Raw genomic sequence first — 13,165 nt, 5'->3', positions numbered from 1 at the left:
TTCATGAAGACAGTCTTTTCGCCGCTCCACGCCGGCCACAGCGGCCAGATGGAGCTTGTCGCCGGCGCCATCGTGCCCGGCTTCGAAAAACCCTCGCGGGCCGAGATCATCAAGGCACGGATCGAAAATCAGAAGCTGGGGGAAATCCTGGCGCCCGAGATACACGATCTCACCGCCGCAAAGCGGGTGCACACCGCCGACTACATCGACTTCCTGCCCACCGTCTGGCCGCAGTGGGAAGCCGCCGGCAAGACCGGCTCGGCCATTCCCTTCGCCTGGCCGACGCGCGGCCTGCGCGGCGACGTCCGCCCCCAGACCATCGAGGCGCTGCTCGGCTACTATTCCTTCGACGGCGGCGCGAGCTTCGTGAAGGGCACATGGGACGCCATCAAGTCGTCCTATGACGTGGCGCTGACCGCGGCCGAGCTCATCAAGGCTGGCGAACGCGCCGCCTTCGCGCTCTGCCGTCCGCCAGGGCACCACGCCGGTGCTGCCTTCATGGGCGGCTACTGCTTCATCAACAATGCCGCCGTTGCAGCCCAATGGTTCCGCGACCAGGGCGCCAAGCGCGTCGCCGTACTCGACGTCGACTACCACCACGGCAACGGCACCCAGGAGATTTTCTACGACCGCCCCGACATCCAGGTCATCAACCTGCATGGCGACCCGCTGACCGAGTATCCGTTCTTCCTCGGTCACGCCGACGAGCGCGGTTCAAGCGCGGGCGAAGGCTTCAACCTCAACTACCCGATGCCGTTCGGCACCTCGTGGGAGAAGTGGAATGAGGCGCTGGAAGATGCCTGCCAGAAGCTCGCCGCCTATGCGCCGGACGTCGTTGTCGTGTCGCTCGGCGTCGACACCTTCGAGAAGGATCCGATCAGCCACTTCAAGCTGACCAGCGCCGACTATCCCAGGATCGGCGCCCGCATCGCCAAGCTCGGCCTGCCGACATTGTTCGTCATGGAAGGCGGCTACGCCGTCGATGAAATCGGCGTCAACGCCGTCGGCGTGCTCACCGGTTTCGAAGGGCGGTAACGAGCTAAGCCGTCGCGCCCGCCTGGGCCGCGGCGGCTGCCGCCTTGCGTTTGCCGAACCTCGTCAGCAGATAGGCCAGAGCAAGCCCACCAACCGCGATGCCGACCGCCAGCAGCGGCCGGTACCAGAACCAGGCAATGGCAATCGTCGCGGTCCCCACCAGCAGCGCCAGCACGAAGGCGATCAGCCCGGTGCCCATGCGCACGATGCTGCCGACAAACGGAATCACGTCGGCCAGGACGCCGAGCGGCGCCAGCAGCAGCCCGAAGCCGATAGCCAGCAACAGCAGGCAGCCGGCGCGCACCAGCCAGGTGATGAGGGTGTTGACGCTCACCGCATCGGCGAACATTTTGTCGGCCGGCACCCTGCCACTGTCGACCAACAGCAACTCGTCGCCGGCCACCGTCTGGTAGGGCGAAAACCTGTCGCCGGTTTGCCGCCCGATGACACTGATGTCGCCTAATGGCACCAACTGGTAGCCAATGCGGTAGTCACCGATTGCCGGAGAGGTCGGATTGGCGCCGAGATAGATGCGCCCATCGACGACGCTGACACGTTCGGTGCCGGGATAGGCCGCGGCGATATCTGGAAGCTGGCTCGGCGTGATGGTCAGCGGATTGCTGTCGCCGATGCGGTCGAACACCGGCTCGTCCAGCGTGAAGGCGCCGAGCTTGCCCTCATGGATCTGGAACGTGCGCGAACCGAGTTCCATCGGCGGGTTCTGGTGGTTGCTTACCTGCTTGAACTCCGAGGAGGCGATCGGGCGGTCCTGCCATTCCTTGGCATAGCTGTAGGTGGTGACGGTCTCTTCGCCACCACCCAGCTTGGTGTTGGTCTCCGACTTGGAGTTCTCAACCCACTGGAACATCTCGGCGGTACGCACCAGGCGCACGCCCTTGGACTCGATGGCGAAGTCCGGATCGCTGACCTCGTCCGACGTGGTCAGCGGGCCTGTGGTGTGCACCAGCTCGCCTTCATTGACGGGATCGACCTTGTCGACAGGCACCGATATCACGGCGCCCGCCCCTTCGGCCAATGAGCGCGCGGTGGTCACCGCCCGGCCCTCGTTCCAGAACAGCACTGCCACCATGGCAACGGCAAGGATCAGCCCGACCAGCACGCCGCCGACCGAACGCTTGATCCGTCCGAACCACGACACGCTGGTCACTTCACGAAATTGATCGCTCATTGCATTCCCCTGCCCAAGTGGACGCAGCGTTAGGCCGATTGTGCCGACCGATCAATGGCGATTTTCGCAAGCTTTCCCCAAGGTTTCCGCGACGTTTCACCCCGCCTTGAGTCTGTCGAAGGACTCTGAATTAACTTTTTGTCAATTATGTTTGCGGAGCGATTCGCGAGGGGTTAGATTACACCCGAATCAGCCGGTCCTCGGGGGGCGCGGCGAACCACCAACGCTCTGAAATACTGGGGATTTCCCCGGTGGAGAGCGCGTCAGGTTTCGCGCAACCAGCACGGATTCGGCCGATGGATGCCCAAGCGTCCGCGTCGCGTTTTTAACGTCAAAGTTTTGAGTTTTTCGACCGGTTCGGGCACCGCCCAAATCTGGTTCCATAATGGATTCCGGCAGAAGTTTTTGAGATGACCGCCCTCGCAGCCCGCAACGAACAGACCACCGTCGCAGCAAGGCTCGCATCCAGAAGCGATCTCACCGCCTTCTTCATGAACCTGACCGACGAGATCGGCGCCGACGGCTACATGCTCGTCGCCATCGCCCAGGACCAGGAACGCGACAATCTCCAGATCATCGCCTCGAACTGGATCTACGACGCCATCCAGCTCGCCGGCCACGCTTTGATCGCCGGCCTCGCCCAGGGCCCGTTCGCCAGCGCGCCAGGCGTCCGCCCGCAGAGCCTGCTTGCCTCCCAGGCACCCGCAGTGCTCGGCGGCGAGGAAGCCCGCCTGCTCGACGTGCTCGGCCATGCCGAAATCTTCGCGCTACGCCTGCATGTCGGCCGCCAGCGCCTGTTTGTCCTGTTCTCGGCGGCCGAGGCCGGCCGCATCGACCCCGACGTCATGCCGCGCACCCAGCTCGAATGCTGCTATGCCCTGTCGCAGGCGCCGAGCGTGCTGGCCGCAGCGACGATGCAGGACCCGCTTTCGGACCGCGAGCGCGAATGCCTGTTTTGGGTGTCCGAAGGCAAGACCACCGACGAGGTGGCGCTGATCCTCGGTGTGTCGTCCAACACCGTCAACAGCTACATCACCCACGCGATCCAGAAACTGTCGGCATCCAATCGCGCCATGGCGATTGCAACCGCGATCAGGAGCGGCATCATTTGAGCTACGCCCAGGCAAAGCAGCTGAGCCGCGCACCCGAATTCCAACAGGACGTGCCGGCCGCCCCACACCCGGTGGGCCTGCACGCCGTCACACTCGCGGATGCCGCCAGGCGCTGCCGCTGGATCTCGGTCGATCTCGGCGCCCGCGATTTCGCACTGTGCCTCGCCGGATCGTCGGCCGACAGCGGCCGGCTGACGCCATGCTTTGATTCCGACTATCCCAGCACCATGTCCGCGGCGCGCCTGCTTGGCGGCGGCATCGGCGAACACCTGATGCGTCATGCGCGCCAGTCGACGGCGCCATGCTGGTGGGCGGACGACGCCGACGCGGCGCAGGCCTTTGCGGCACTTCCCTGGACGAGCCGCATCGAACCGCTTGCGCAGAGTGGCCGCGGCATCGCCTTCCCAGTTTACACCGATCGCGGCCAGGTCGGCCTTTTCATCTTCGCCGGCGCGGAGCTTTCGCCCAATCCACAATCGCTGCACGACCTGCACGGACGCTGCTTTGCCCTGTTCGATGCGGTCGCCCGCATCATTTCCACCCAGTCCCGCGACCTGCCGTCGATGTCGCGTCGCGAGATCGAGTGCCTGAAGCTGACCTCGCGCGGCTACACCAGCGAAGAGATCGCCAAGCTGCTCAAGCTTTCGGTCCACACCGCCAACCAGTACCTCACCCAGACGACGCAGAAGCTCAATGCCGTCAACCGCATGCATGCGGTCGCCAAGGCCTTGCGGATGGGCCTGATCGACTAACGTAGAGTCACGCCAGGCCGAGCCGAAATGGCGGATTCCGAGAACCGGAGCGGAGCGTAAATTCAAGTACGTGAGCACCGGAAGCGCAGGGAGCCGGCATTTGCAGGCCGGCCTCACCTGAATCCTAGGCCGCTTCGGCCTGCGGTGCTTCCGTCTGCCTGATCATCGCGTGCTGGATGGCCGCGGCGAGATATTCGGTGTTCTTTTCGGGCTCAGGATCGGGCTTTTCGAACGACACGTAGTGGACTTCCACCGATGCGTTGTTGGCCGTCATCGACAGCTGGAAATAGACCACGGCCCCTTCGGGCCGGAGCTCGAGGTCGAGAACGATGCGCGGAGCGCCTGTCCAGCTGACATGCGCCTCGCCACCCAGGCCGAGACGCAGCGCGCCTGGCATGAAATACAGCTCCGCCGCTGAATCGACGAGATCCGCCACGTTGGCGAAATGCTCCAGCCGGATGAAGGCGATGTAGTCGGCCAGGTCGACGAGGCGCAATTCGCGCACCACCGGCTGGATGGCCGTTGCGACAAGGACTTCACGGGACGAAGCATGCTGCTGATTTTTCATGACGGATTGCGCTGAGCCCTGTTTCCGTAAACGATCCGCACCAGTTCGGCGACGGCCTGATAGAACTGCGATGGAATGACACTATCCACCGAAACTTGCTTGTACATGGAGCGGGCAAGAGCCACGTCCTCGAATACTGGAATGCCGTTCTGTTCGGCAATTTCGCGGATCTTCAGCGCCACAAGGTCCTGCCCCTTGGCCAGCACGACAGGTGCTGCATCCTCGTTGCGGACATAGCGCAGCGCGATGGCGAAGTGGGTCGGGTTGGCAATCACCAGCGTTGCCTTGGGCACCGCCGTCATCATGCGCTGGCGGGCGCGGTCACGGGCGATCGAACGCAGGCGGGCCTTGACGATCGGATCGCCTTCCGACTGCTTCATCTCGTCCTTGACCTCCTGCTTGGTCATGCGCTGTTCCTGGAACCAGTGGAAGCGCGACCACAAGATGTCGGCGACGCCGATGGCCCCCATGACGAAGACGATCGCCACCAGGATATCGACGGTGATGCCGCGAATGACATCGCTGAAGGCAACCGGGTTGGTGATCATGCCGGCGAGCAGCCTTCGATGATCGTCCGACAGCACGAAGTAGAGCACGATCATGACGAAGCCGAGCTTGCACAGCGACTTCAGGAACTCGACGAGGCCCTGCGCGCCGAACATCCGCTTCCATCCCTTGGTCAGCGAAATGCGGTCGACTTGCGGGCGGATTCGCTCGCCTACGAACTGCGGCACGTTCTGGATCAGCGAAGCGCCGACTCCGGCCACGATCAGCATCAGGAACAGGCTGGCGACGGCACGGCCGACTTCTACTGCAACGGCCTGGTAGAGCTCGGTGACGTCACGCTCGGTGCCGAGCGGCCACGCCTCGGGTTTCTCGAGAAAGTTCGCCAGGAAGACGCCAAGTTCGGTCACCGCCGAGCCGGCGAAGAACACGGCGTAGACCATGATCGCCAGAAACGAGGTGAAGATCGCGATTTCCTTGGAGACAGGCAACTTGCCTTTCTCCATCGTGTCGCGGATTTTCTTCTCTGTCGGCTCTTCTGTTTTGGAGTCTTTGTCCTCGCCCGACATCGCTCAGCAGACCGCGGCCGACGGGGTCAGGCGGCGTTCTGCGTCGATGGCAGTTCGAGGAGCCCCTCGTTGGCCATGCGCAAAGCGGTGGAGGCGACGGTCTTGCGTGCGCGCAGGATATCGGCCGGTTGAACGCCTTCCGATCCCTGGCCGAGTTCGGATTCGATCATGCGGCGCGTGCGTGCGCCGATCGACGACAGCACGGCTTCGGCAAGCGGCAGCGCCGTGCCGCGCAGGGCAAGCGTGATGAGTTCGCTCGACAGCCCATCGAACAGTGCGACGCGCGCCTTCTGCGACATGGCCGGAACGTCCTCGAATGAGAACAGCCGGGCCCGGATGGCGTCGAGATCAGCCATGCCGACCTCTCTCAGGTCGCTCATGACTTCTTCGAGCTGCGACTTGTCGAGTTCGTTGAGCACGCTGGCGACACGCGTCTGGCCAACCGAAGTGTCCTTCTGGGCGCTTTCGGTCAGGACGCGGCTGCGGATCTGGTCTTCGACCAGCTTGGTCGCGGCCTCCGGCACACTCGCCAGTTCCATCATGCGCTTGATGATCTCGCTGCGCACCGGCTTTTCCAGCGACAACACCACCCTTGCCGCATAGGTCGGCGCGAGATTCGACAGGATCATCGCCGCGGTCTGCGGATGCTCATTGGCGAGGAATGCGCCGATCTGGGTTGCTTCGAGCCTTTCGACCTGCGGCCACACCGGCGGCAAGTTGTCCTTGATCGCCAGGGGTGCGCCGCCCATCAGCGCGTTCATCTCTTCCGGCGACAGGGACTCGTTGAGGATCGTGTCCATCTTGTCGGCCGAATCGAGCAGGCCGGCACCTTCGGTGAACTCGGCCTCGAACTCGGCGACGATGCGTTCGAGGTCTGCCTGGGGGATGGTGCGCAGCAGCCGCGCACCTTCGATCAGCGCCTTGAGCTCATCCTGCTTGAAGAACTTGAGCAGCCGGCTTGCCGACGGCTTGCCCATCGCCACCAATATGGCCGCCGCCTTCTGCGGCCGCGTAAGCGTCGCCAGCGTCGTCATGCGGAAGCCTTTCTAGAAGCGAGGGTAAGCACGGTCAAAGTCCTCAGGCGCTCTTGGTCGCCGCAACGATTTCGGTCAGGCGGATGCCGAAGCGCGACGGGTCGCTTTCGAGCACGGTGATCTCGCCACGGGCGATGCGGCGGCCATTGACGACGACGTCGACCGGTTCGCCGATGCGTCGGTCGAGCGCGACGGTCGAGCCTTTCTGCAACGCCATCAGCTCGGACACCGGCATTTCGGTGCTGCCCAATACGATCTGCACCTCGACCGGAATGCCGAAGATCACGCTGTTGTTGCCTGCGGCGGCGGTGCTCGCAGCACTTGGTCGTTTTTCCTCTTCGCTCAGAACGCCGCGCAATTCTTCGATGGCACGGTTGAGCTGATCGTCCTCGACTTCCTCGATTTCGGGCTTTTCGACCTCGGGCTTGGACTGCGCCTTGCTCATCGGTGTTCTCCAGTTCTGTCGTTCGCGGTGGCTGCTAGGCAGCGCTCAACCCGCGACGATCCCTTCAATTGTTTCTTCGGTAGAGTCGAACGGACGCCGGATGCGTACGGTGTAGTTCTGGCCGAGCTTGCCGAACTCGCAGGCAAACAATGTCTTGCCGCGGGCGGCGATAATCGCGTTGGACTGGGTGTTTTCGGCGAGTTCGATGACCTGCCCGACCACGAGCCCGGTCAGGTCGCCAAGCGTCATGCGGCCGATCGGCATCGAGGCCTCGAGCTTGACTGTCGAGCGCATCAATTCGTCGGAGAAGCGCGAGCGCCATTCGGTGGCTGGCGCGGCATTTGTTTCCACCTCGGCCGGGCGGCGATCCGTCACCAGCACGCGCTGCGGCAGGGTCAGCGTCAGCGTACCGCGCGAAACCGTCGTCGAAACGGTCAACACGATGCGCGCCGAAGGTCCGTCGCGGAAGACATGTTTCTTCATCGTCGCGCCGGTCATCGCTTCCGGCGCCGGCAGTTTGACGCCGAGCCCGCCATCCGGGCCTTGCGCGTTCAGCGCGCGCGCGACGTCCTGGGTCAGCAGCGAGACAACGCCGAGCTCGATCGACGAAAGATCGCGGTCGATCGGCGCGACATCGCGCGTGGGGTCGCCGCCGAACATCAGGTTGACCAGGATGGCGATCGCCTGCGGATCGAACGTCATCACCAGACCATCGGGCGAAGCGCGGGTCGGAGCAACGGTCATCGCCTGGTTGTTCTTGCCGGCCTTGGCATCGGTCATGCGGCCAAGCTTGACCTCGCCGACCTCGACGAAAACGGGCGAAGGCAGCACGTCGTTGATGGCTTCTGCAACCGCGGTTGCCGCGCGCTCAGCCAGACGGCGCGACGCGGCAAGTACTTTCTCCGGTTCGCCGGTATCGCCCAACAGGCGCTCGATGACGACGTCCCGCGATTCCGCCGGGCTTGCGGTGGTATTCATGACTTGCGATGCCCTTTGTCAGCGTCCCGCATTGCCTCAGGCCGCCTTCTTTTCGACGATGGCTGTGTTCAGCGTGCTCTGCTCGACCGAATCGATCGACGGACGATCGTAAGACGAAATCGTCTTGCGGCCGAACTCGATCGCCACCTGCGGCAGCGAACCGTTCATGTAGGCAAGCAGCGTCTGCTTCACGACGATGTAGAGGCGGTTTTTCTTCTCGCGCACCGTCTTGATCTTGGTGGCGATCGGACCGACCACCGCATAGGACAAGAAGATGCCAAGGAAGGTGCCGACCAGTGCGGCACCGATTAATCCGCCGAGGATCTCGGGCGACTGGTCGAGCGCGCCCATCGCCTTGACCACGCCGAGCACGGCGGCGACGATGCCGAGCGCCGGCAGGCCGTCGCCCACAGCGATCAGCGCGTGATAGGACTTGAGCTTGTCGGTGCGGATGGTCTGGATTTCTTCGTCCATCAGCGCCTCGATCTCGTGCGAACGAGCATTGCCGATGATGATGATACGGCAATAGTCGCAGATGAAATGCGTCAGGTCGTAGTTCTTCAGCACCGAGGGATAGGCCTGGAAGATCGGCGAGTCGTCTGGGTTGTCGATATGGGCCTCGACCTCGGAGCGCGTCTTGGTGCGCAGCTCGCGCATCAGCGAATGCAGAACGCCCAGCGTTTCGAGATAGTCCTGCTCTTTCGGCACCGCCTGCTTGAGCGCTTCGACAATCGCCTTGCCGGTATCCTTGACGGTGGCCATCGGGTTGGCGACCAGGAAGGTGCCGAGGGCTGCGCCGCCAATGATGACGAGCTCCCAAGGCTGCATCAGGACTTCTAGGTGTCCACCCATCGCCATGAAGCCGCCGAGCACACAGCCCAGCGTCACGACGAGTCCGATCAGAATGCCCACAGCAGGTCCTTCCGCATTCAAAGCAACATGCAGGCACAGATAGCTGCCGTGCCTTGTGTGAGGCTTGAAGGACCATCGCGAGCCGATTCAGCCTCGCGCAAGCATTTGAGCGTAGCCTTCCCCGTCTATGCTGCGGCGGAAGGGCTGTTGTCGTGATCAATACCTATACGAGCTACCAGCTGATCGCGCGGGATCTCGGCAAGGCTCTTAGTCGTGTCGAGGACCAGCCCACGGTCGAGCGCGAAACGGAATACTACCTCAAGAACATCACCAAGGTGAAAAGCGTCGACGAGTTCGTCAAGAACGACCGTCTGTTCAAATACGCCATGAAGGCGCACGGCCTCGAAAACATGGCCTACGCCAAGGCCTTCATAGCCAAGGCCTTGAAGGAAGGCGTGGCCAACAAGGACAGCTTCGCCAACAAGCTGAGCGACAAGCGCTACGCCGAATTCGTCAAGAGCTTCAACTTCGCCGAGCTCGGCGACAAGGCCACCATCTTCAACAAGGCGCAGCAGGGCGCGGTCGACAAGTACCTCGCCCAGGTCAAGCTGGGTGGCGGCAACCCCAACTCGCCTGCCGTTCAGCAAGAGGTCCAATATTACCTCGACAACATCGTCAAGGTGAAGTCGGCCAAGGACCTGATGTCCGACACGCGGCTCTACGCCTTCGCGATGAAATCCTTCGCCATCGAAGCTTCGATCCCAAACAAGGAGATGATGGAGAAGGTTCTGGCCGGCGGCGTTCGCGATCCGAAAAGCTTCGCCAACCAGATGACGGACAAGCGCTACGCCGCGTTCGCCAGCACCTACAACTTCGAGGCCTTCGGCGAGAGCGCGACGACCTACAATCCGGCCCAGAAGCCGGCGGTCGACAAATATGTGCGCCAGACGCTCGAGGAAAACGCCGGCAAGAGCAATGAGGGCGTGCGCCTCGCCCTCTATTTCGAGCGCAAGGCCAAGACCGTCACCAGCTACTACGAAATCCTCGCCGACCCCGCCCTCGCCAAGGTCGTGCGCACGGCACTCGGCCTGCCTGAATCCTTTGCCTCTGCCGACATCGACAAGCAGGTCAAGCTGTTCGAAAGCAAACTCAAGATCGAGACCTTTTCAAATCCCAAGAAGCTCGGCGACTTCCTCAAGCGCTTCACCAGTCTGTGGGAAATCAACAACCCTTCCTCCCCGGTACAGCAGTCAGTCGGCGTGCTCTTCGGCAATTCACCATCCTATGGCATCTCAGCCGACCTGCTGTTTGCCATGCATAAGATGAGGTTCTGAGACATCATGCAGAACGGTCTCTACGTCGCCCTTTCCGCCCAGGTCGCACTGGAAAAGCGTCTCAATACCATCGCCGACAATGTCGCCAACGCCTCGACCGTCGGCTTTCGCGCCACCGGCGTGAAGTTCGAGGACGTCGTTTCCGGCATCGGCCCGAAATCCGTCTCTTTCACCTCGCCGGGCGACACCTATCTTTCGACCCAGCATGGCGGCATGCGCGAAACCGGCAACCCCTTCGATTTCGCCGTCCGCGGCGACGCCTGGTTCGGCATCGAGACCCCTGCCGGCGTCGTGATGACGCGCGATGGCCGCTTCTCCATGACCGCCGAAGGCCAACTCGTCACCGTCGAGGGCCACCCGGTGCTCGACGCCGGCGGCGCGCCGATGCAGCTCGACCCGCGCGCCGGACCGCCAACCGCGGGCACCGACGGCTCGTTGCGCCAGGACGGACGCCTGGTCGGCGCCATCGGCCTCTACGAATTCAACCCGGGCACCAATTTCGTCCGTTACGGCAATTCCGGCGTCATCCCGCCGTCAGCGCCCGAGCCGGTCGTCGACCGCATGGATGCCGGCATCGTCCAGGGTTTCGTCGAGGAGTCCAACGTCAATCCTATCAAGGAGATGACCAAGCTCATCATGGTGCAGCGCGCTTTTGAGAGCACCGCCGCCCTGATGCGCCAGACCGAAGCCTCGTTCTCCGAAGCCATCAAGACCCTTGGCTCGAAGTAAGTGAGCACCTCGCTGGCCAATATCCGCAACGAGCCCGAGGCGGTTCACGACAATCGGCTCGAAGCGCTCGAGCGGATCCAGCATCGCTTCGCCGACGACCGCCTGCTGGTCAGGCGTGGTGGGCAAGTCACGGAAATCGCGCCGACCCACTACAAGGTCGGCGGCCTCTCCTCGATCGCGCGCCTCGGCGACATCGTCGAGCATCGTGGCCATGGCCGCAACCGCCGTGGCGAGATCGTCCAGATCGGCCGCGATGAAGTGCTTGTCGCGCCATACGAAAGCAGCGGCGATGTTGGTGTCGGCGACGCCGTCTTCACCCGTGGTCCGATCGCCATCACGCCCCATCCAAGCTGGCGCGGTCGTGCCATCGATGCCCTTGGTCGCCCCATCGACGGCGGCACGCCGTTGATCCGCAACACCAGGCAGGATGCGGCCGAAGCCATCCCGCCGGCAGCCCTCGCGCGCCAGCGCGTCGAAACCGGCTTCATGACCGGCGTCCGCGTCATCGACATCTTCACGCCTCTCTGTTTCGGCCAGCGCATGGGCATCTTCGCCGGCTCCGGCGTCGGCAAGTCGACGCTGCTTGCCATGCTCGCCGGTGCTGACGCCTTCGACACCGTCGTCGTCGCGCTGATCGGCGAACGTGGCCGCGAAGTCCGCGAATTCCTCGAAGACACCATCGGCGTGGCCTCCATGGCCAAGACCGTCGCCGTCGTCGCCACCTCCGACGAGAGCGCGATGATGCGCCGCCGTGCGCCTGATACCGCCATGCGCGTCGCCGAGCATTTCCGCGACCGTGGCGACCGCGTGCTGCTGGTGCTCGATTCGATCACCCGTTTTGCCCACGCACTCCGCGAAGTCGCCATCGGTGCCGGCGAGCCGCCGGTGGCGCGCGGCTACCCCGCATCCGTCTTCACCGAGCTGCCCAAGCTGCTCGAACGCGCCGGCCCCGGCATGGAGGGCACCGGCTCGATCACCGCGATCATCTCGGTGCTCATCGACGGCGACGACCATAACGATCCGGTCGCCGATTCCGTCCGCGGCATCCTTGACGGCCACATCGTGCTCGACCGCTCGATCGCCGAGCAGGGCCGCTATCCCCCGGTCAATCCGCTGGCATCGATCTCGCGTCTCGCCGGCAAGGCCTGGACCCCTGAGCAGCGCCAGCTCGTCAGCAAGCTCAAGGCGCTGATCTCGCGCTTCGAGGATACGCGCGACATCCGTCTGCTCGGTGCCTACCAGCCCGGTGCCGATCCGGACCTCGACCTCGCCGTGCGCCAGGTCCCTGTGATCTACGAAGCACTCGGCCAGTCGCCAGTCGACGGGCCTTCGCTCGATCCGTTCTCCGACCTCGCACGCCATCTGAAATCCAAGGATAGAGCCCATGTTCAGGCGGAATGACCCGGCAAGCGAGTTCCTTGAGATGATCGGCTCCAAGGACAAGCCGCGCACGCTGCTGCAGCGCCTTGGCTTGAAGCGCTCGCCGCTGACGATCGCGCCACGGCGCGAAAAGCGCGACCACCGCAGCGACTTCATCATTGCCGCCTTGGGCATTGCGCTCGGGCTCACCTGCGCGCTGTTTCCCTGGTACATCTTCTTCAACCAGGACAAGTTCGGCATTCGCGCGATGAAATTCTCCGGCGGTGGCCAGAATGACCAGGCGCCGCCACTGGTGATGGGCCAGCAGGTCGAACGCGTCGGCGCGCCGATGTCGGTCGAAGACATTCCGCCGATGAAGCTCGACCTGTTTGCAACCGGCTCGCTGCGTCCTGACAAGGACAATGAGGCCGGCGTTCCTGGCCTTGCCGAACAGCCCTTCCCCGGACCCAAGATCGAGTTCAAGCTCGTCCATATCACCAACGGCCGCGCCATGGTCGAAGACGACGCCGGCGTCTGGGTCGTCCAGCGCGGATCGGTCCTTCCCGACTCGAGCCGCGTCGCATCGATCGAGCAGCGCGACGGCAAATGGGTGCTCGTCACCTCGCGCGAAGAGGTCTTCCAGGTCTCGCAATAATGGCGCTGGGCCCCGCGCAAGGCCCGCGCAAGACTGGGGCAATAGTGTTT

The 13,165-nt window shown here is 63.4% G+C and carries 14 protein-coding genes; 7 read left to right on the top strand and 7 right to left on the bottom strand.

The features are described 5' to 3' along the window. Positions 1–3: 3 nt before the first annotated feature. Entirely contained in the window at positions 4–1,035 is a 1,032-nt protein-coding gene (locus tag J1C56_RS24835) for a histone deacetylase family protein (protein WP_214392679.1), read from the top strand. 4 nt (positions 1,036–1,039) lie between these two features. Here J1C56_RS24835 and J1C56_RS24830 read toward each other — a convergent pair whose 3' ends face one another. Beyond that, positions 1,040–2,224 (bottom strand): TMEM43 family protein, encoded by a 1,185-nt coding sequence (locus J1C56_RS24830; protein ID WP_214392678.1) that lies wholly within the window; start codon positions 2,222–2,224, stop codon positions 1,040–1,042. Positions 2,225–2,634: 410 nt separating this feature from the next. On the opposite strand from J1C56_RS24830, the gene J1C56_RS24825 reads away from it, so the two are divergent. Both J1C56_RS24825 and J1C56_RS24820 read left to right on the top strand, forming a co-directional pair. Continuing rightward, positions 2,635–3,336 carry a helix-turn-helix transcriptional regulator gene (locus J1C56_RS24825; protein WP_214392677.1) on the top strand — a complete coding sequence of 234 codons (702 nt, stop codon included), beginning with the start codon at positions 2,635–2,637 and terminating at the stop codon, positions 3,334–3,336. Then, the gene (locus J1C56_RS24820) at positions 3,333–4,088 is read left to right on the top strand and encodes a helix-turn-helix transcriptional regulator (protein WP_214392676.1); all 756 of its coding nucleotides are present in this window, start codon (positions 3,333–3,335) and stop codon (positions 4,086–4,088) included. Before J1C56_RS24825 ends, J1C56_RS24820 begins: the two co-directional genes overlap by 4 nt. A gap of 124 nt (positions 4,089–4,212) precedes the next feature. Here J1C56_RS24820 and J1C56_RS24815 read toward each other — a convergent pair whose 3' ends face one another. Genes J1C56_RS24815 through motA form a run of 6 tightly spaced genes read right to left on the bottom strand, consistent with a single transcriptional unit; the run spans position 4,213 to position 9,098 of the window. Then, on the bottom strand, positions 4,213–4,656 hold the full coding sequence (locus tag J1C56_RS24815; RefSeq protein ID WP_214392675.1) for a hypothetical protein: 444 nt from the start codon (positions 4,654–4,656) through the stop codon (positions 4,213–4,215). After that, positions 4,653–5,729 carry a flagellar biosynthesis protein FlhB gene (flhB, locus tag J1C56_RS24810; protein ID WP_214392674.1) on the bottom strand — a complete coding sequence of 359 codons (1,077 nt, stop codon included), beginning with the start codon at positions 5,727–5,729 and terminating at the stop codon, positions 4,653–4,655. Before flhB ends, J1C56_RS24815 begins: the two co-directional genes overlap by 4 nt. A 26-nt stretch (positions 5,730–5,755) precedes the next feature. After that, positions 5,756–6,763 carry a flagellar motor switch protein FliG gene (locus J1C56_RS24805; protein ID WP_214392673.1) on the bottom strand — a complete coding sequence of 336 codons (1,008 nt, stop codon included), beginning with the start codon at positions 6,761–6,763 and terminating at the stop codon, positions 5,756–5,758. A gap of 43 nt (positions 6,764–6,806) precedes the next feature. Next, complete coding sequence (gene fliN / locus J1C56_RS24800) at positions 6,807–7,208, bottom strand: flagellar motor switch protein FliN (protein WP_214392672.1); 402 nt, start codon at positions 7,206–7,208, stop codon at positions 6,807–6,809. 45 nt (positions 7,209–7,253) lie between these two features. Beyond that, complete coding sequence (locus J1C56_RS24795) at positions 7,254–8,186, bottom strand: FliM/FliN family flagellar motor switch protein (protein ID WP_214392671.1); 933 nt, start codon at positions 8,184–8,186, stop codon at positions 7,254–7,256. A gap of 36 nt (positions 8,187–8,222) precedes the next feature. Beyond that, entirely contained in the window at positions 8,223–9,098 is an 876-nt protein-coding gene (gene motA, locus J1C56_RS24790; protein WP_214392670.1) for a flagellar motor stator protein MotA, read from the bottom strand. Positions 9,099–9,250: 152 nt separating this feature from the next. On the opposite strand from motA, the gene J1C56_RS24785 reads away from it, so the two are divergent. Genes J1C56_RS24785 through J1C56_RS24770 form a run of 4 tightly spaced genes read left to right on the top strand, consistent with a single transcriptional unit; the run spans position 9,251 to position 13,115 of the window. Beyond that, the gene (locus tag J1C56_RS24785; protein WP_214392669.1) at positions 9,251–10,372 is read left to right on the top strand and encodes a DUF1217 domain-containing protein; all 1,122 of its coding nucleotides are present in this window, start codon (positions 9,251–9,253) and stop codon (positions 10,370–10,372) included. 6 nt (positions 10,373–10,378) lie between these two features. Next, a complete protein-coding gene (flgF, locus tag J1C56_RS24780; protein WP_214392668.1) occupies positions 10,379–11,101 on the top strand; it encodes a flagellar basal-body rod protein FlgF in 723 nt (240 codons plus the stop codon). Beyond that, positions 11,102–12,502 (top strand): flagellar protein export ATPase FliI, encoded by a 1,401-nt coding sequence (fliI, locus tag J1C56_RS24775; RefSeq protein ID WP_214392667.1) that lies wholly within the window; start codon positions 11,102–11,104, stop codon positions 12,500–12,502. Beyond that, positions 12,486–13,115 carry a hypothetical protein gene (locus J1C56_RS24770; protein ID WP_214392666.1) on the top strand — a complete coding sequence of 210 codons (630 nt, stop codon included), beginning with the start codon at positions 12,486–12,488 and terminating at the stop codon, positions 13,113–13,115. Before fliI ends, J1C56_RS24770 begins: the two co-directional genes overlap by 17 nt. Positions 13,116–13,165: the final 50 nt, after the last annotated feature.

This window comes from Aminobacter anthyllidis, assembly GCF_018555685.1.
In the GTDB taxonomy this organism is placed as follows: Bacteria; Pseudomonadota; Alphaproteobacteria; order Rhizobiales; family Rhizobiaceae; genus Aminobacter; species Aminobacter anthyllidis.
Note: the sequence above shows the minus strand (reverse complement) of the source record. Positions and strands in the feature narration are given on the sequence as shown.

Excerpts from the sequence above, each read along its gene's own strand:
- J1C56_RS24825 (WP_214392677.1), top strand. The coding sequence starts at position 2,635 with ATGACCGCCCTCGCAGCCCGCAACGAACAGACCACCGTCGCAGCAAGG.
- J1C56_RS24830 (WP_214392678.1), bottom strand. The coding sequence starts at position 2,224 with ATGAGCGATCAATTTCGTGAAGTGACCAGCGTGTCGTGGTTCGGACGG.
- fliN (WP_214392672.1), bottom strand. The coding sequence starts at position 7,208 with ATGAGCAAGGCGCAGTCCAAGCCCGAGGTCGAAAAGCCCGAAATCGAG.
- flhB (WP_214392674.1), bottom strand. The coding sequence starts at position 5,729 with ATGTCGGGCGAGGACAAAGACTCCAAAACAGAAGAGCCGACAGAGAAG.
- J1C56_RS24770 (WP_214392666.1), top strand. The coding sequence starts at position 12,486 with ATGTTCAGGCGGAATGACCCGGCAAGCGAGTTCCTTGAGATGATCGGC.
- J1C56_RS24795 (WP_214392671.1), bottom strand. The coding sequence starts at position 8,186 with ATGAATACCACCGCAAGCCCGGCGGAATCGCGGGACGTCGTCATCGAG.
- J1C56_RS24805 (WP_214392673.1), bottom strand. The coding sequence starts at position 6,763 with ATGACGACGCTGGCGACGCTTACGCGGCCGCAGAAGGCGGCGGCCATA.
- flgF (WP_214392668.1), top strand. The coding sequence starts at position 10,379 with ATGCAGAACGGTCTCTACGTCGCCCTTTCCGCCCAGGTCGCACTGGAA.
- J1C56_RS24815 (WP_214392675.1), bottom strand. The coding sequence starts at position 4,656 with ATGAAAAATCAGCAGCATGCTTCGTCCCGTGAAGTCCTTGTCGCAACG.
- J1C56_RS24835 (WP_214392679.1), top strand. The coding sequence starts at position 4 with ATGAAGACAGTCTTTTCGCCGCTCCACGCCGGCCACAGCGGCCAGATG.